At 52.6% G+C, this 18,604-nt stretch carries 13 protein-coding genes; 7 read left to right on the top strand and 6 right to left on the bottom strand.

Translation table 11 applies throughout. The features are described from left to right. Positions 1 to 10: 10 nt before the first annotated feature. Entirely contained in the window at positions 11 to 802 is a 792-nt protein-coding gene (locus Pr1d_RS12610; RefSeq protein WP_148073861.1) for a DUF1570 domain-containing protein, read from the bottom strand. A 395-nt stretch (positions 803 to 1,197) separates the two neighbouring features. Between Pr1d_RS12610 and Pr1d_RS12605 the strand changes: the two genes are divergently transcribed. From Pr1d_RS12605 to Pr1d_RS12595, 3 genes are all read left to right on the top strand, one after another. After that, on the top strand, positions 1,198 to 3,531 hold the full coding sequence (locus tag Pr1d_RS12605) for a mechanosensitive ion channel domain-containing protein (RefSeq protein ID WP_148073860.1): 2,334 nt from the start codon (positions 1,198 to 1,200) through the stop codon (positions 3,529 to 3,531). Positions 3,532 to 3,566: 35 nt separating this feature from the next. Further along, a complete protein-coding gene (corA, locus tag Pr1d_RS12600) occupies positions 3,567 to 4,715 on the top strand; it encodes a magnesium/cobalt transporter CorA (RefSeq protein WP_148073859.1) in 1,149 nt (382 codons plus the stop codon). A gap of 99 nt (positions 4,716 to 4,814) precedes the next feature. Next, positions 4,815 to 6,146, top strand: coding sequence for a dihydroorotase (locus tag Pr1d_RS12595; protein ID WP_148073858.1), 1,332 nt, complete (start codon positions 4,815 to 4,817; stop codon positions 6,144 to 6,146). On the opposite strand, the gene Pr1d_RS12590 is transcribed toward Pr1d_RS12595, so the two are convergent. Further along, entirely contained in the window at positions 6,125 to 7,387 is a 1,263-nt protein-coding gene (locus Pr1d_RS12590; RefSeq protein WP_148073857.1) for a hypothetical protein, read from the bottom strand. The two genes, Pr1d_RS12595 and Pr1d_RS12590, sit on opposite strands and share 22 nt — an antisense overlap. A gap of 307 nt (positions 7,388 to 7,694) precedes the next feature. Here Pr1d_RS12590 and Pr1d_RS12585 point away from each other — a divergent pair, with 307 nt between their 5' ends. The 3 genes from Pr1d_RS12585 to Pr1d_RS12575 all read left to right on the top strand — a co-directional run bounded on the left by Pr1d_RS12585 (position 7,695) and on the right by Pr1d_RS12575 (position 10,402). Beyond that, a complete protein-coding gene (locus Pr1d_RS12585; protein ID WP_148073856.1) occupies positions 7,695 to 8,594 on the top strand; it encodes an SDR family NAD(P)-dependent oxidoreductase in 900 nt (299 codons plus the stop codon). Between the two features lie 22 nt (positions 8,595 to 8,616). Continuing rightward, positions 8,617 to 9,192, top strand: a complete 576-nt coding sequence (gene miaE / locus Pr1d_RS12580) for a tRNA-(ms[2]io[6]A)-hydroxylase (protein ID WP_148073855.1) — start codon at positions 8,617 to 8,619, stop codon at positions 9,190 to 9,192. Positions 9,193 to 9,334: 142 nt separating this feature from the next. Further along, complete coding sequence (locus Pr1d_RS12575) at positions 9,335 to 10,402, top strand: 3-isopropylmalate dehydrogenase (protein ID WP_148073854.1); 1,068 nt, start codon at positions 9,335 to 9,337, stop codon at positions 10,400 to 10,402. Positions 10,403 to 10,485: 83 nt separating this feature from the next. On the opposite strand, the gene Pr1d_RS12570 is transcribed toward Pr1d_RS12575, so the two are convergent. Next, positions 10,486 to 11,241 (bottom strand): SGNH/GDSL hydrolase family protein, encoded by a 756-nt coding sequence (locus Pr1d_RS12570; RefSeq protein ID WP_148073853.1) that lies wholly within the window; start codon positions 11,239 to 11,241, stop codon positions 10,486 to 10,488. A 53-nt stretch (positions 11,242 to 11,294) separates the two neighbouring features. Next, positions 11,295 to 11,825, bottom strand: coding sequence for a prepilin peptidase (locus Pr1d_RS26490; protein WP_261343818.1), 531 nt, complete (start codon positions 11,823 to 11,825; stop codon positions 11,295 to 11,297). A 134-nt stretch (positions 11,826 to 11,959) separates the two neighbouring features. On the opposite strand from Pr1d_RS26490, the gene Pr1d_RS12560 reads away from it, so the two are divergent. Further along, a complete protein-coding gene (locus Pr1d_RS12560) occupies positions 11,960 to 15,457 on the top strand; it encodes an acyl-[ACP]--phospholipid O-acyltransferase (RefSeq protein ID WP_148073852.1) in 3,498 nt (1,165 codons plus the stop codon). A gap of 436 nt (positions 15,458 to 15,893) precedes the next feature. Here the strand turns inward: Pr1d_RS12560 and Pr1d_RS12555 are convergent, their stop codons facing one another. Next, complete coding sequence (locus tag Pr1d_RS12555; protein ID WP_210417970.1) at positions 15,894 to 16,412, bottom strand: REP-associated tyrosine transposase; 519 nt, start codon at positions 16,410 to 16,412, stop codon at positions 15,894 to 15,896. Between the two features lie 1,187 nt (positions 16,413 to 17,599). Beyond that, positions 17,600 to 18,409: a hypothetical protein gene (locus Pr1d_RS12550; RefSeq protein ID WP_148073851.1), complete on the bottom strand. Its 810-nt coding sequence runs from the start codon at positions 18,407 to 18,409 to the stop codon at positions 17,600 to 17,602. Positions 18,410 to 18,604: the final 195 nt, after the last annotated feature.

Here is an 18,604-nt window from a genome sequence, read left to right as displayed (position 1 = left end):
GTATCACTCTCTAGCGCAATGTTAGCACATGCTCCGCCAATGCGCTCTGCGGCACGATGAGTCGGCGACCTATGCGCGTGCTGAGTGGCTCGGTGGGATTCCCATCGGCGAGATCATGGAGATAGCTCGTGAGTACTTCAGCCCGTTCATCCGACTCAAGCAAATAGTGTACCCAGGCCCAGGACTCAGCGTAGTCCTGCTGAGTCATGTCGGCGGCAGAGTCGAGTGCTTCGAGCCGCGTCAGTTCTGGTAACCAGTTGTTAGATTGTGCCTGAGCGGCGAGAAGCTGGACGTGAGTTATGTTGTATCCTCGACGACCTTCCCCCACTTCAAAGTACTCGGCCAATCCCTCATCAAGCCACAAGGGCAGCGTCGGAACAGCGGCGTGCAAATAGCCATGAGAGACTTCGTGTCGTAAGTCCTCGGCTACATGGTCGCCCCAATAGGCATAGACGGAAAGTTTCTGATCCGTGCCGACAAAAATTGCTCTTCGTGATGCCATTTCTGGAAAGCGCAGATTCATGAAAGCCGTGTAATCAGATTCATCACCATAGAGATATACATGAATCGGAGTCTCTGTGGGGACGAGACTCAATTTGGAATTGATTAGTCCGCGCTGCTCTGCCAATTCATCAAGTAGGCGTTGTTTGCCTGAGAGCGGGGCATCGCTATGGATGACCAATTGACTGTGAAAAGTTTCGTAAGGAAAAGGCTCCCAGTGCTGAGCGGGTCGCACCAGCATGCAACCGGTTAGGGCAACTCCGGCTGTTATAAGTCCCAAGAATATTGAGCTGTGCCGCATAAACTATCGCGCCAGGGCGAGCCACTGAATGAGGGTGCGGATGCACATTGTGGCGGCACCCAAGAGGGGCGGATTGTACTGGACCGCTAGCAATTCCCGAAGGCCAAATCCCTCGATAGAAACCGCCGTTGTGAGACATTCTTTGTGGAAAACGATGGCATTATCGATGTGATCTCTATGATCTGCCCTCTACCGCATAGATCAGCAAACCTGGCTGTTTCTCGTGACTTACTCTGGTTTAGAGACTTTGTGTAGATGAACTAGGTCATGAGGGGACATCGACAAGAGGACTAAGCCGTCCCAATGCAGCAAAGTTGCTGTTTGAGCCATAAGAGTGGTGGCCTATCTTGTCGGAAAAGCAACCACCTTGCTAGGTAATAAAAACCGAATTCTCAATGACATTTCATCCAACGAACCTGTTTCAGCAATCCACCGGCAGACGCCTACTGCTGTTGCTCGTCGCTCTAACCTGGATCGAAACTACTTTTCATCCAGAGACTGTGACCGCGCAGCTTCCCGGTCCAACTGAGATCTTGGAAAACACTGATCCACCGAAAGTAGAACAGGTTCGACCTATTTCGGAGTGGATCGAAGGAGTTAAGAAGCGTCTGGCAAGTGCTGAATCGTTGGTTGCTAAAGCAAAGCAGGCCAATGAGGAGCCGGCGTCCGCACTCCTTCAGCAAGTTGAATTGCTTGGTCGATTAGAACTTTCTCTTGGCCAAGTTGCTTTGGCAGAAGCAGACGCTGAATCAGCAGCCGCCAAGCGCGACGAGATGCATTCCGATTTGGACGAATTCCTGCTGCAAGGGCTGCCTGAATCAGAGTCATCTTCCTTTCTTCTCTTGGACGAAACTCGCGACCAACTCGATGAGGCGAAGAATCGGCTAAAGCGACTCAAAGATCGCGAAAAGGCAGCGCTCCAAGAGCTGGAGAATGCTCGCAATGAATTCAAAGAACTTGAGAGTACTCGCCGAACTGCCAAGGACTCTTTGGATGAGAGCGACGCAGATGCTAAGAGAATTCCGCTAAATCAAAAACTCGCGGTTGCCACGCTTGCAGCTGAAGTGGCGGAAGCCACAGTTCGTCGACGCGAAGCAGAACTCATGAGTGTTCGCCTCTCACGGGAGGCTCAAGCGTTTCATCTCAAACAACTTGAAGAAAAGGTTCAGCTCCTAAACGACAATGCACGATTCGATCAGGTCGAATTGAATGCACAACTGGCAAAGTTGGCTGAGCAGGCAAATGAATTGAAGAATTCCTTAGCCGAAATGAAAGGCAACGATACTCGCCGCAAATATCTAGAAGAGCAGTGGATGAGCACCCAACGGCAATTGGACGCCTCTACGGGTGACAAATCTATGCTACAAGAAGAATTGCATGCCTACCATTTGGGCCGTAGCAATCTCGATAAACGTGAGGAGATCTTAAAAACCGCACTCGACCGACTCGTTGATTCTCAAGAGATCTGGAAGCGACGGCACCAAATAATCTCTCAGCGCCCAGCAAAAAGCCTTCTCTCTGAATGGGAAGATGACAATGAGCAGGCACTATCGCAGTTGAGAAGTGAACAACGCATCGCCAAGGGTGACCTGGAAGATTTTCGCAATCAACTTCTCGCTACCAAAGTGAAACTCGACAAAGCTGCCGAGAACTCGCCCGAAGCAAATTGGTATGCCCAGCAAGCAACTGCATTGCAGGGAATGATCCAATCGCAGGAACTGAATCTGGATAGCATTCAGTCGGCGCTCCAGTTGAACGCAAAAATGCAACGGCAACTCTCCTCTGACTCCCTTACAGAAAACGCCCGTCAAAAGCTTGCCGAGTTCTGGGAAACCGTGGAAGGGATCTGGAATACCGAAATCACCTCCTCCGAAAGCGGAAGAGTTACTGTCGAGAAGGTAGTCAAGGCATTGCTGCTTTTCTTTGTGGGATTTGTCTTTGCTCGAATTATCAGTCGATGGCTGGGAAGGCATCTATTAGGCCGGATGGACATCGATGCCAGCGGCGCAGCAACTGTGCAAAGCTTGTCGTTCTACTTGCTCTTAGTGCTGTTCTCGTTATTAGCTCTTAACGTGGTAAGGGTGCCCCTGACGGCATTTACCGTATTGGGTGGTGCCGTTGCGCTGGGAATTGGCTTCGGCAGCCAGAACATTGTCAATAATTTCATTAGTGGACTGATTCTTCACGCCGAGCGTCCGGTCAAGATTGGTGACCTGATTCAGATTGGTGAACTTTATGGCAATGTCGAGCATATTGGCGCCCGAAGTACCCGCATACGGACGGGGGATAACTTGGAGATTATCGTTCCCAACAGTAAGTTTTTGCAAGACAACGTGGTCAACTTTACGCTGTCTAGTGACAAGATGAGGACACATGTGACCGTCGGAGTCGCCTACGGATCACCAGTAGTTGAAGTCGCTCAACTACTGAAACGAGCGGTTGTCGGAACGGGCCGTGCGTCCAAGGAACCTCCGCCGATTGTGTTATTCAAGAATTTTGGCGACAACTCATTGGAATTTGAGGTCCACTTCTGGATTCGAATGAGAACTATGATGGACCGTCGGCAAATTGAAAGTGCCGTCCGATATCAAGTCGCCCAGCTATTTGCCGAGGAAGGCATCACAGTGGCATTTCCCCAGAGGGATGTCCATCTGAACACGAATTCTCCCTTGGTGGTTCAAATGGCTGACAGTGACCACAATTTAACACAGGGCCCGGACGCTCTCTAATTCCTTCAACTTGCAGATTCAACCTAGGACGAATCATGAAGCACAACTTGCACAATGGCGGTACGAACATGTTCTCCAAGGGCTATCGGCGCAAAACGAAGCCGGCAGCTCGTCCCGGATCCATACTAGTTCCTGATGGGGCAATCCCACCCACAATTCGCATGACCTGCTATAGCCCGACCGAATTGGAGGACAATCAGAACTGCGCTATTGACCAAGTCCGCCAAATGCGTGGCAAGTATCCCGTCCAATGGGTTGATATCGTCGGCATGGGTGACGAGGCCCTTTTTGAGCAGATCGGCCAACTTTTTGGCATCCATCGCTTGGCACTCGAAGATGTTGTGAACATCCCTCAACGAGCCAAGGTCGAGACCTTTAAGGACCATCTCTTTATCGTGTGTCAGTTTCCCCGCCATGGGAGAAAGCATACGTTTGAGCAGGCCAGCTTCTTTATCGGCAAAGACTTCGTAATCAGCTGGCGGGAGCACCCAAGCGATTGTTTCGACACGATTCGCGATCGTTTGCAATTCACTGGCCGCGCATTGCGAGACTCGGGAACGGACTATTTGATGTACGCGTTGCTCGACGCGCTAATCGACAGTTACTTTCCTTCTCTGGAGAGAATTGGCGAAGCCATTGATCGAATTGACGTTGAACTGGAAGCAGGGCCCTCACGCCCCTTGATCATCCGCCTGCACGGATTGAGGCACGACCTAAGGCTCCTGCGACGAATCGTATGGCCTCTTCGCGACGCGGTCGATTCGCTGACGAACCGACACGACTGGCTTATTGCTCCTGAAACAAGTATTTATCTTCGGGATTGCCACGATCATGTCATAAGAATCATTGATTCGCTAGAAAGCTATCGCGAAGCCTGTTCCGATCTGCGCGACTTTTACTCAACAGAAGTTGGCAACCGCATGAATGAAGTGATGAAGGTGCTGACAATCATCTCGACGATCTTTATTCCTCTGAGTTTCCTGGCAGGTTTGTACGGCATGAATTTCAATCCAGAAGTCTCCGGCTGGAACATGCCCGAACTAGAATGGCGATTTGGCTATCCGGCGATATTGTTCGTCATGGCGGCTATGTCAATCGGCCAGTTGCTTTTCTTTAAACGAAAAGGCTGGTTGAGCTCTTTCACGACAACAAATCATAAGTCAAATGGGAACAGAACTGACTAACGAGATTTCCATCTCAGGAAGGTGGGTCGACGATTGCTTCAACTTCGGCAAGAATGATGGAGTTCTTTCCCAATGAACTCGAATCAGGTTTGATACTGCGTGAAACTCCTCATAAAAAACGCCCAAGTCGTCCTACCCTCGGGCATTGAGTCGGTAGCTGTGTTGGTCGAGAACGATCGTATTGCAACCGTGGATGCTGCGGTTCAGACTCTTGCTGACGAAGTCGTCGATGCAGCAGGTTTACATTTGATCCCGGGCGTGATTGATGACCAGGTGCATTTTCGCGAACCTGGGCTAACCCACAAAGAGGATCTCAGCACTGCCTCACGAGCCTGTGCTAAAGGAGGAATAACGACCTTCCTAGAAATGCCAAACACTGTACCGACGACAACATCGCGACAACGGCTTGCAGAAAAACGGGACCTTGCCGCCGGGAAGTCTCTGGTCAACTATGGCTTCTATATCGGGGCGACCCCCGAGAACATCGACGAACTTCGTGAAGCCATTGACACACCTGGCATCAAGATTTTTATCGGCTCTAGTACCGGAGATCTCCTCGTTGACTCTCAAGATGCCTTAGAACGTATTTTCGCGGAAACCACACTGCCACTGACAGCCCATTGCGAAGATGAGTCAACCGTCAAAGCAAATAAAGCACGATTCGCTGGGACCAGTGACGTGGCCGATCACTCACGAATTCGTGATGTGGATGCCGCTGTCACAGCCACTCGCCGTGCCCTCGATCTGGCGCGCCGGCATCACCATCGGTTTCATGTACTGCATGTTTCCACGGGGGCAGAAATTGAATTGCTGGCCAATCACGGTGGGCTCATCACGGCCGAGGCATGTCCACACCATTTGTTCTTGAACAGCGAAGATTACCCACGATTGGGAACTTTGTTGCAGACAAATCCCTCCGTCAAGTCAGCGCAAGACAATGCTCAGCTTTGGCAGGCATTGAAAAGTGGTGCCATCCAGGTGGTTGCCACAGACCATGCTCCCCACACACTCGAAGAAAAGCAGCAACCTTATCCGCAATCCCCGTCGGGAATGCCATGCGTCGAGAACAGCTTGGCGCTGCTCTTGAATCAGGTCCACCTGGGAAATTGCACTCTGCAGCATGTGGTGAATTGGATGTGCGACGCACCGGCCCGCGTTTGGGACATCGTCAACAAAGGGCGTGTCGTTGAGGGATACGATGCGGATCTTGTATTGGTCGACCTGAAACTCACTCAACAGGTGCGAAACGAGGAGCAACTCTCGAAGTGCGGTTGGAGTGCCTGGCATGGCGAAACTCTGACAGGTTGGCCCGTGAGAACTTGGGTAAATGGTTGCGAAGTCTTCAGGGCTGGTAAAATCAACGACAATTACCGAGGACGGGCTGCCCAATTCGATCATGCACGAGGCGGCTATTGGGCGACTGAAAATTGATCGACATAAATGCCTGGATCAGCGAGAAATTTTTCCATCAGAGCTTGTGACGAAAAGCGAAAGCGGAGTCCCTGATGATCCGTTTCAAAGTCAGGCAAACCGGGCACTTCCTGTTGCTCGTCCAAATAAGACACGATACAGTTTCCGCCAAGTGCCAAATCGGCGTCTTCGTAGAGTTCTGGATTCTCTTTGAATTTCTGCTTTTCGACTGCATCGGCAAACAAATAGAGCCTCCCTCCAGCAAGCAGCGGGTGATAAGCACTTCCGGGGATCCGTTGCGCCTCATCGGCGAAAGCTACGATGCTATCCCCACCTAAGGCCGGCAGGAACTCACGAGGATTCTCTCGAAACACGGCCAATTCTTCGTCGCCAGCCATGTGATACACTTTGCCATCATGAACGGCTTTAAATCGAGACTTGCCACGAACCCAGAACCCATCCTTTTGGATAGAAACTGGACAATATCCTGAAATGGCTGGGCGAGAGTAGACGTCTGAACTAGTTTCGTCCTGCTCGGGGGCCGTTTCTTTTGATCCCTCTTCCCTTTTCTCTCTTTTGATTCCATAACGATTGAAACCCTTATCTTGATCTACTCCTGCCCTGATTTGCATATCTTGAAAAGTAGCCTCAGTTGTATCCACATATCTTCTGGGGTGGGCCATAAAAATCCGACGATGTCCCGTCGATGCGAAGAAGTACCGCATCCCATCCAGGGTCAGCACGGTCTCCGGGATACCTGGCACCAGCTTCTGCTCTTCGATCTTGCTTACCAGACAATTGCCCTGGTCGACCAAATCGGCATTCACATATCGCTCTGGCTGCGACTGAAACTCTGACTGCTCGCCGGCGTTCCGGAAAAAATAGATTCGATCTCGGTAAGTTAGCCCAAATTCCAGATTACCTGAAACTCGCTGACCGGTCTCTGCAAAGGCAACTATCGAGTCGCCCTCTAACACGGGGAGATAGTTCTGAGGTCCTGCAGAAAAAATATCTCTCTGACGATCACCGGCGAATAGGTATATCTTGTCATTGAGAATGATTTGTATTTTTGGATCACCATGTACCCAGGTTTTTTCATCTCGCAAACTTACAAGGCAGAACCCGCCCGCAACGATAGTCGATGGTGAGTCGTTGGGATTCTTGGGTTGAAAAGCGCCGCTTCCTGCTACACCGTTTGGAGACGAAACCCTAGGACGATTTGCCAAGCTGATATCAGAGTGTGGCGATCTAGGTTGCTTCATCGACGAGCTACTACTCTGGGCGGATGTGTGCAGCGGTAAGTTAGCTCCAAGCACGAACGCCGAGATTAGAATCAGGTCGAATCGATATCTGATGGGAAACGAAATCACGAAGTGTCCTTGAATCTATGTGGTCGATGGATTCCCGATATCGATTTCGGTAAAGGCAGCGGATTGTAATAGGTGTATGCCTGCTCGGCGACGCCGATCTAATGCATAGCAGCCCCCTATTCGCCACAGGAAAACTAGCTAAATAGGTAGTTTGGAGAAGTGGCCTGCGGGGATTGGGAAATCTAGCTATCATGATTCCATGAACGAATCGCAGAATCATCGACTTGCGCTGGTAACTGGCGGTGCCAGCGGACTGGGCAGAGAATTCTGCCTGCAGTTGGCTGCACAAGGCTGGCATGTCATTGTGGCAGACGTCGATCAAGCAGGATCTCAAGAAACTCTCGCCGAAATTGAACGTGCTGGTGGACGGGGACAGATTGAGCACCTCGATGTAACCGATCAAACCGCCTGGAACAATCTGATGCTAAGGCTACGCGCCGAGTGGCCTCGGCTGGATTTGCTCATTAATAACGCAGGAATTTGCTCCGCGGGAAAAATTGGAGAATCGCCACTCGCCGCTTTTCGCCGTGTCTGCGAGGTGAATCTGTTCGGCGTGATCAATGGTTGTCATGCGATGGTCCCCTGGATGCGAGAGACTGCTCCGGGTGGTGCGATCGTGAATATTGCCTCCGTCGCTGCTCTGCTGAACGCGCCGGCGATGGCAGCCTACAGCGCGTCAAAGGCGGGAGTCGTTTCTTTTTCAGAAACGCTCTTCGGTGAACTTCGCAATCTGGGAATTAGTGTTACCGTGGTGCTTCCCGGCTTCTTTGCTTCTCAACTTTTGAGGCGTGGCGATTTCTGCGACGAGTTGTTTCGACGTATCGCTCAAGATTATACTAATGTCTCAACAACGTCTGCGGCAGAGGTAGCAAAGAACACTCTCAGGGCAGTCGAGAAAAAACAACTCCACGTCCCTTTGGGGTGGCGAGTACGAATGGTCTGGCTGGTCAAACGACTAGTGCCAACATTGTTTCAGCGAATGGTCGCTGGAAAGTGTGCCAGCGATGAGCTGAGCCACTCAGAGCCTGAGCACCTTCAGTCAGGCCAACACATTGATCCGGGAGCCGCGAAGGCAAGTGTGCCTCCGGCTGAGACTTGAAGATTAATCGATTTACCTAAACATGCTGCACCTCAAGTCCCCTACCGACGACAGTTGGCTCGCTCAAGTCGATTCCAACCTCGAAGAAGTCCTCATTGACCACGCGCATTGCGAGAAGAAGGCAGCGGGGACGGCGTTGAATCTCATCTTCCACTATGTCGAGGACCGCGAGCTTTGCCAGGAGATGACTGAGATCGTCAATGAAGAGCTGGAACATTTCCATATGGTTCTCGATCTCTTGGAGCGTCGCGGTATTCGGTTTCGGCGACTCAAGCCAAGCCAATACGGCAGTCGCTTGCATGCCTTGGTTCGAAAGAGTGAACCTGAAAGGGCCGTCGATCGACTGCTGGTCGCTGGTCTAATCGAAGCTCGAAGTTGCGAACGATTTCAAGCCCTGGCAGAGCATGTCTCCGACCCTGAGTTGGCGACCTTTTACCGCAGCCTATTTGAGAGCGAAGCCCGCCATCATGCGACCTACACGCGGCTGGCGAAACATTTTGCAGCCGAAGACGTCGTCGAAACACGTCTCGCGGAATTGTACGAAGCTGAGGCCGCGATAATGGCCGAGCGGGAGCAATTTCCCCGAATGCATAGCTAACCGTGGGGCAGACATCCTGCCTGTCTCTTCCATATCACAGGCTAGAAGCCTGCGCCATGCCCCCCTACTCTGCCGCGAATTCTCCACTACAATGGGTGGTTTCTTGCTTTCAACTTAACCCGAACGAGTAGCGGAATAGTCGATGAAAATTGCGATAATTGGTGGGGATGGAACAGGTCCAGAGGTAGCAGCTGAGGGAGTCAAAGTACTCAAATCCATTGCGAAGATCGAAGGCTTTGCCGATCAATTAGACCTAACAGAACTCGACTGGGGTGGAGATCGCTATCTCAAGACCGGCGAAGCACTCCCTGCCGACGGGCTTGACCAACTCCGCCAGTTTGACGCGATTTTGCTTGGTGCTGTGGGCCATCCGGACGTTGCTCCCGGAATTCTCGAACGCAAACTTTTGTTGGATCTCCGATTCGGCCTCGACCAATACATTAACTTGCGACCTGTAAAATTGTTCCCCGGTGTGGAGACGCCGCTTAAAGACAAGGGACCCGATGACATCGATTTCGTCGTTGTGCGTGAGAACACGGAAGACCTCTATTGCGGTGCCGGCGGCTTCATGCACAAAGGGACACCCAACGAGGTCGCCACCCAGACGGCGATCTATACTCGCAAGGGTTGCGAGCGGTGCATTCGCTACGCCTTCGAGTACACCCAAAAGCGAAACAATCCCAAGGGGAAGAAACTAACCTTAGTCGCCAAGACCAATGTACTGACAACCGGTCACGATCTGTGGTGGCGAACCTTCAACGAAGTGGCAGCCGACTACCCAGACGTTGAAATCGACTACAACCACGTGGATGCCTGTTGCATGTGGATCGTCAAGAACCCTGAGTTCTACGACGTGATCGTCACCACCAACATGTTCGGGGACATCATCACTGATCTGAGCGGTATTATTCAGGGAGGCATGGGAGTCGCCGCCGGCGGCAACATCAATCCCGAGCCAGGCGGGGTGAGCATGTTCGAACCCATGGGTGGGAGTGCCCCCAAATACACCGGCACGGGTAAGATCAACCCAATCGCCACCATCAATGCGGTAAGTATGATGCTCGAACAACTGGGGCAATCTGCAGCAGCGGAACGTGTGATGAGCGCGATCATGTACGTCACCGACACTAAAATGAAGAGCCAATCCGCCGGCAAAATGGGTTACACGACCAGCGAAATCGGTGATCTGGTCCTCGACGCCCTGGCGTAAGATTGAATCTGTTGAGTAAACACTACGTTGATAGCCATCGGCTCCAAGGTCAGGTTTCTATGTTCTCGCGTAGCCTCAGCTACTCACCCCACGACACTCTGCAGCCACGTGTAAGCCATCAGCGATGCACCAAACGGAGTCGGATGAACACCATCCGCTGCCCAGTACTCTGGTGGAGCATACTCCACGGCACGGTCGAACATCGCCTGAAACGGCACAAACCGAGCACCCGCTTCATCTGAAACTCGTCGAGCAGCAGCACGATATTCGTCGAACTCTGGGAACCATGCGTCGGTCACTGCGCCACACTTGAGCACAAAAGGCTCGCAGACGACCAGCTTGACATCGGGCAACGCCTCCTTGGTTCGGGCGAGCAAAGCGTTGTAGTCCTTTTCGTAGACTTCGACCGTACCGTCGTACTGGCCATTTAGCTTGTGCCAGATGTCATTGACACCGATCAAGATGCTAAGCAAGTTTGGTTTTAGGTCGAGGCAATCGGTCTGCCAGCGCTCGGCAAGCTGATAAACCTTGTTTCCACTGATACCCCGGTTGTAGAACTTAAGATTATCCTCTGCGTGACCAACCAACATTTGCGAAGCCGCCAGGAAGGCATACCCATTGCCGAAAGCCGACTGCTGATTGACTAAATCAGTCTGCTCCTTATTCCGACCGGCATCCGTAATGGAATCTCCTTGAAAGAGGATCGTGTACCCAGGTTGCACAAGGGACACAGACGAAGATTCCTCTGCAGCAGTGGCTGTAGAAGAGAACGCTGCACAACTGGCAGCAGTCAGGCCAGCAGAGGAAAGTAGAAAATCACGTCGGTTGTTGGGAGTCATGGCTGTAAATTTACCTTGTTGATTGAGAATTATGGATAAGAGTCCTCGAAATATTAGTTTATGCGAGATAGAAACCATGCCAATGGCCACAGGAAAACTACCATGAACGCCCCTAGGATGAATTTTCGGAGAGAAATTGACTTATCCATTCGCATCAACAAGATTGCCATAAGGATGCTCGCGAGGAGGCAGTGATAGGCGTAGAGTCCAATTGCTTTCCATTGAGGGTCCCAGACAACATCCATGGCACCAGTAAGCTCAGATACTGGGCTTCCTCTTAAGAGCTCAAAATAGGCTAGGGTAAAAAACACGAGCCCCATCACCCCTTCCACAACCGCATAGCGAGGTGAAATCGTTGCCTTACAATCTCGACATTTTCCCCCAAGCCAAAGCCAACCAAGTATGGGGATATTGTCACGAGCACGGATTGGGTGATTACATTTGGGGCAGTGAGACGGCTGCCACACGACCGACATCCCCCGCGGCAAACGATATGCCACGACATTGAGGAAACTACCGATGCACGCTCCGATAAAACCAAGCCAGAGGGCTGTGACGAAGTCGATTATGTTGTCGGCGTTCACGCTGAACTTCACCTGGATAGGATAAATGTTGTAAGCTACAGACCCTTCAACCCAAAGGAACTGAGGTTGGTGCCATCGCCTTCATGTAGCTAAAATAGCCTCTGTTCTAAACTCTGCCCACCTCAGCAAACTCCATGACCAGCCCTACGCCTTCGAGCGATTCTGATTATACCGTGGGCGGGGGCAGTCGCAGCCTGTTGTCGGCGAGCTTTGTCGGCTTGTTGGTTACCCAATTTCTAGGTGCCGCCAATGACAACATTCTTCGCTGGCTAGTGATTGGCATCGGCAAACAGTACGTAGCACCGGAAAGCGTTTCATGGATTCTGGCCGCAGGGAGTGCTGCTTTCGTGCTGCCTTATGTGCTACTTGCTGCTCCATCGGGGTATCTGGCCGACCGTTTTAGCAAGCAAAAAGTTATTGTGACCTGCAAAATGGCGGAGGTTGCGATAATGATCACGGCCGTCTTGGCTGTTTATTTAGGAAGTGTCACTCTCATGCTCCTGGTGGTCACCGCGATGGGAGCCCAAAGTGCCCTTTTTGGTCCCTCGAAGCTCGGCAGCATACCCGAGATGCTTAACGAGTCGAAGATATCTTCCGCCAATGGAGTCCTGGAGTTGACCACTGTGGTTGCGGTCACAATCGGTATGGTTGCGGGCAACTGGCTTACGACCGCGACGGGAGAGCGAGGAAGGGAACATCTCTGGCTCTCGGCTCTGGTGATGATCGGATTTGCTGCGGCAGGCCTGGCAGCAAGTCTCTTAATTCGCAGATTACCAATAGCCAACGCGCGGAGAAAATTTCCTTGGGACGCCGCCAGGCAAACATGGCGAGATGTGTCCACGCTCGCCGCGGATCCAGCGATGTTCCGAGTAGCACTGGGCATCATGTTCTTCTGGTCGCTGGCGATGATGGCCCAATTGAACATCGACCAATTTGCCTTTCAGGGTGGGGCAACCAAACAGACTCAGGTGGCCATGCTGCTCGTGCCATTGATAGTCGGTGTAGGACTAGGAAGCATTCTTGCCGGGGTGTGGTCAGCAGGACGAGTCGAGTTGGGAATTCTTCCTCTGGGAGCTGGCGGATTGGCCTTCAGTGCCGTGATGCTCTACACCGTCGAAGGGGAACTCTACGATCCTAGTAAACAGTGGACGATAAGCTACATCGGCGCTGCTTTTCTCTTGTTTCTACTGGGGACTTTTTCGGGGTTGTTCAATGTCCCCTTGGCAGCCTATATGCAGCGATATAGCCTGCGCAAGAATCGCGGATCCATCTTGGCGGCCTGCAATTTCCTCACCTTTGGAGGTATGCTCGTCACCTCAGGGTTGTATTGGTTAGCAGGCAGCCCCTACCTGCAGTTGAGCGCGCGAGACGTGTTTCTCATATGCGGGGTGGTTACCCTTCCGGTCCTGATCTACATCGTGGCGATCATCCCCCAGGCCTCGATCCGTTTCCTGGCGTGGCTTATCACACATTCCTTTTACAAGATACGAGTCCATCAACGAGAAAACTTGCCCGAAACGGGAGGAGCCCTGCTGGTACCCAATCATGTCTCTTGGATCGACGGATTGCTCTTGGTTGCCGTCTCACCTCGCCCGATTCGGCTTGTCATCACCGGCGACCTGCTCAAGACTTGGTGGGCACGGGGGTTGGCAAGGATTATGGGAGCAATTCCAATTTTTCGCCGCACCCCCAAGGCAACTCGTTCGGCAATCGAAACTGCCCGCGAGGCGCTCAACAACGGGGAATTGGTGTGTATCTTCCCTGAAGGAGGCATCAGCCGCTCAGGGCAATTACAAACTTTCAGCCGCGGCACGATGGAAATCCTCAGAGGGACCTCGGCCCGCGTCATTCCCGTCTATCTCGATGAGCTATGGGGGAGTATCTTTACCTTTCGTGGCGGGCGACTATTCCGCACATCGACGGGAACCCTATTTCGTCCCGTTTCCGTTTGGTTTGGCAAACATATCGAAAAAGTCAATAACATTCATCAGTTGCGACAAGCGGTTCAGGATCTGGGAGCCGACGCCGTATCTGGACGAAAGGAACGTATGATGGTGTTGCCTCGCTTGATGCTTCGCAAGTGTCGCAAAAGTTTATTTCGGTTCAAAATCGCCGATTCCAGTGGTGCAGAAGCGACCGGTGGCTCGCTGTTGATGCGAACTCTCATCTTACGCAGGCTCTTGCTGCGCGAAGTGATCGAGTCCGATGAGAAATATGTGGGAATTCTCCTGCCTCCGTCGGTCGGCGCAGTCATCACCAACGCAGCCGTTACCTTGGCGGGGCGGGTATCAGCCAATCTCAATTACACCGTCACCAACGATGTGCTCAACGCTTGTATCCGCAAGGCGGGCATTCGGCACGTACTCACCAGCAAGAAGGTCATGGAAAAGCTCGACCTCAAGCTCGACGCCGAGATTGTGCTGCTCGAAGATTTTAAGCCCAAGGTCTCTCTCGCCGATAAGTTAGCCGGCGTCACGCAAGCCTATGCAACTCCGCTGCCCGTCTTGGAACGCATCCTCGGCGTGCATCGCATGACGAGTGACGACGAACTGACAGTAATCTTCACATCTGGTTCCACAGGGGAACCCAAGGGAGTAGTGCTTACCAACCACAATGTCGGCTCCAACGTCGAGGCCATCGACCAAGTAATCCACCTCCGGAGCGATGACACGTTGCTGGGGATCCTGCCCTTTTTCCATTCGTTCGGCTTCATGGTCACTCTCTGGACTGTGCTAGGACTCGACGTCCGCTGCGTGTATCACTTCACGCCGCTCGATGCGAAACAAGTCGGCAAACTGTGCGGCAAATGGGGCGTCACGGTGTTGCTCTCCACCCCCACTTTTCTACGGTCCTATCTGCGAAAGTGCGAACCAGCAGACTTCTCGAAACTGGAAATCGTGGTCGCTGGTGCGGAGAAACTTCCGGTTCCTCTCTGCGACGAATTCGAAGCCAAGTTCGGTGTCCGCCCCGTGGAAGGCTACGGAGCAACCGAACTATCTCCGCTGGTATCGGTCAACGTCCCTCCTAAACGTTCTCAAAGTCGTGAGGAAGACTGTCGAGAGGGGACAGTCGGTCGACCCATTCCCGGCGTATCGGCAAAGATCGTCGACCCCGACACGGGCGAACCGCTCGATGTTGAGACCCCCGGCATGTTGCTGGTGAAGGGCCCCAATGTGATGAAGGAATATCTGGGCGATCCCGACAAAACGGCTGGAGTCCTCCGCGACGGCTGGTACGTGACGGGTGACATCGCGCTAATCGACAAGCAGGGATTCATTCAAATCACCGGCCGGCTGAGCCGCTTCTCAAAAATCGGCGGCGAAATGGTCCCCCACATCAACATCGAAGAAGCCATCCAAGGTCTCGTGCAGACTCCTGAAGACGAAGTAGTGAAGGCTGTCGTGACCGCCGTCCCCGATGAAAGAAAAGGGGAACGGCTTATCGTGGTCCACACCAAATTGGATCACACCCCCCAAGATATCTGCGATCACCTGGCCAAGCTGGGCCTACCCAATCTCTGGCTCCCCAGCACCAACAGCTTCCTGGAAGTCGAACAAATCCCCGTCCTCGGCACCGGCAAGCTCGATCTCAAAGGACTGAGCGACCTGGCCAAAAAGCATTTTGCCAAGTGACATGTTAGCCGCGATGCACAGCGCCAGCGCAGCAGAACGCGTCCGCGCCGCACAACCCTTGTACCAACCGCGTCATACTTCTTTGTAGGTCCACTCTACCGGAGTGGAACTCTTCAGTTCGAATCGTAGCCGGATTTGCAAGAATTCGGAGATTTCCCAGCTTTTCGTTTTTTCGTCTGAATTCTTGTGAATCCAGCTACAATGAGAGTCTCATGCCGTTCGGCTGAAATGATACTTTTCGAATAGAATAAGATGATAAGGAAATTGATAAGGGGTCGAGGTAAAAGGGGACATTCTACTTTTTCAGCTTACGGGGTCGGCCGCGGGGCCGAAGTGAGGATTCCAGCCCCAGGGACTTGGCGGTGCGAACTCGCCATTTCTCCTCCCCAAAGGGGGCACCCCGGACCGTCGACTGGCGCAGGGCGGCAAGCTCCGCTTAATTTTCTACTCCGTTGACATAATTCGTCCAACCACGATATTTGACCAACGGCCCCTCCGCCAGCAAGCCCGGCGGATTGCTTATCGGCTTCAAACTCGACCAGTCCCAGTCCTGGCTACGCCGAACCAGGCCTGCCCGCAATGGATTCCGTTCGACATATCGCAACACGGTCCAGAAGTGTTCGTCGTCTTGCACGGGAAACGCCTTGAACCGGCCCTGCCACACATGCCCACTGCCAGGGTAATGGCGATGGTAGCGGCGTACGTGCGAAGTCATCAGCCACTGCATCCAACGACTGAGGTCTCCATCTTCTAACGGCCACAGCAATAAGTGGAAGTGATTGGGCATCAGGCAGTAGCCGACCAGCCGCATGGGCAACCGCTCGTTGGCCGCAACCATCAGATCGACGAAAGAGGAGTAGTCGCCAGTCTTATGAAAGACTTCTTGCCGGCCATTGCCCCGGTTGAGGACATGGTAGAGATACCCACCGCACGACGCTCTGGCAGTTCTTGGCATAGAAGCATTCTAGCACGAATCACCACGAACGAAAAGTAGAATGTCCCCTTTTACTGGACCGGTCACTAACGTTCGCGGCTAGCCAATGGTCGCTGCGCGGCTGTTTTCAGCTTGGCCCAAAAATTGTTGTGGAATTTCTCCCAGGCATCCTGATAATGGTACGTGCGATATGTAATAGGAACACACTATCGCCCACAAAGTCTTGCGGGTTTGCTCGCGCTAGGTCCGCGCGCTGAACGAGTTTGGCGATTTGGACGAGCAATTAGCGGCTAGATTCGTGGGGTTTAGTTTTCAAAACCTTACCGTCCCCGAGGCAACGTGATTTGCGTAAGTCTTGATCGGCCAACGAGTTGAAGCCCACCGGACCGACAGATTGAGAGGGGGTTTTGTTTTGTAGAGAAGATTTGCGACAAAATGTGCGGGGACAAAAGACCACCTGCGGTGCGCAGGATCGAAAAAGAATCATGAGCTTTCCACCGCTCGCACGGCCTGACAAGTCTGGCTTTCGACTTTAGAGGGGGTTGGGAGTCAGGGGCTGGGGGCTGGGGAAGAGTAGTGGTTACGTACTGTTTACACTTATCCAAGTTCTTAGCCCCAGATCCCAGTCCCCCACAAACTGGCACAAGAATCGTTGTAGATTTCCTCCCTGGCATCTAGATAATGGAGCATGCTAGAAGTCCTAAGAACGCACCAGCGCCCGCAGAGTCTCACGGGTTTGCTCGTGCTAGGTTTGCGCGCTGCATTACTTTGGCACGATTGAAGACTAAGCAGCGACAAGTTTGGTGGGGTTCTTTTTCAAAAACTCCAAAAACGTGAGAAGGAGGCGTTTTCGCAAGTCGCTACTCCACAACGATTTGTGGCAATTCGTGGCTGGCGAAATGAATTAATTCTTTTTTGGATTTTCGATTTCCGAGAAACGCAGCAAGACAACAACACCCCAACGGTGCGCAGAAATGAAAAAGATTCATCCAATTTCCAATGACCGCTTGCTCACCACTCACCACTCACCACTCACCACTCACCACTGACCACTGACCACTGACCACTGACCACTGACCACTGACCACTAACCACTAACCACTAACCACTAACCACTAACCACTAACCACTAACCACTAACCACTAACCACTAACCACTAACCACTAACCACTAACCACTAACCACTAACCACCTGACGCAGAGCGATTCAGCGTGTTACATGCTCACTATGATCAGCCACCCGCACCCGGGTTCCCGCTTCGTTTTGCTTCCCCGTCTGATACGCGATCCGTACCAATTGCTGTTGGCGATCGGGTGTGATCCGCGGCAGGTTGACGGCGAGCCGCTCGATCTGCTCCGGACGTATTTCCGAGGCTTGCGAGAAACCACTGAGAAACGTCATGGTATCGGCAAAATTGCGGTCGGCGGTTCTCCCAACTAGGGGCTGGATTGCCTTGGCAAATAACTCCAGGCTGGTTCGATCAATCTTGAGAAAGGTATCCAATTGTGCTGCGACATAAGTGCGTCCGTTCGTTTCTACCATCGAACCACTGCGGAGCAAGAGGACCGATTGCGCGTGAACCGGTTTCGAAAAGGGCTTCCCCTCGTAGGCTCCTTCACCGAACATCACGATGCGATTCTGAGCATCCGCTTCGCATGTCTGCTCCACGATAACCAGCTTGCCCGTGGTTCCGACTCCGTCGGCCATGCTGAAGGTGTTTTCGCCGGTGCGTTCCAGACTCACTCGCGAGATACCCAACTGTTTCCAGATTTCGACCAAGGCGTCTGGGTTCTGGGCCATGAAGGTGAACATTGCTGGGTCGCAATCGACGATCTGCGTCGGCAGGCGCCGATACAGAGTGCAATCGTCGATCACCTTGGTCATGGGCCCGCGATAGCGAACAGCGATCTTGGCGAACGGAATTGCCGAGACAGCCGCCTCGCGAGCTTCACTCGACGTACTCGCTTCATGAGCTTCGTTTGCGGAATACGCTATTTCTGTGATAGCTGCATTCATGCAAGTGACAACCAACACAGCAATCGGCATACGCCAAGCACGACACCAGCAGGGTTTTCCCCTGGATCCGAGCGCAGAAGCGCACAATATGCGCAGACAACCAACCATGCATTCCCCCCCCTAAACATTCCGCAGTGCTTGAGAAGACCTGCGGGTCGTAGGAATTATTCGGCTAGAGAGCCGCCCGCTCGTCAG

The organism is Bythopirellula goksoeyrii (genome assembly GCF_008065115.1).
GTDB classification, from domain to species: Bacteria; Planctomycetota; Planctomycetia; order Pirellulales; family Lacipirellulaceae; genus Bythopirellula; species Bythopirellula goksoeyrii.
This window is presented reverse-complemented; position numbering and strand designations above follow the sequence as displayed.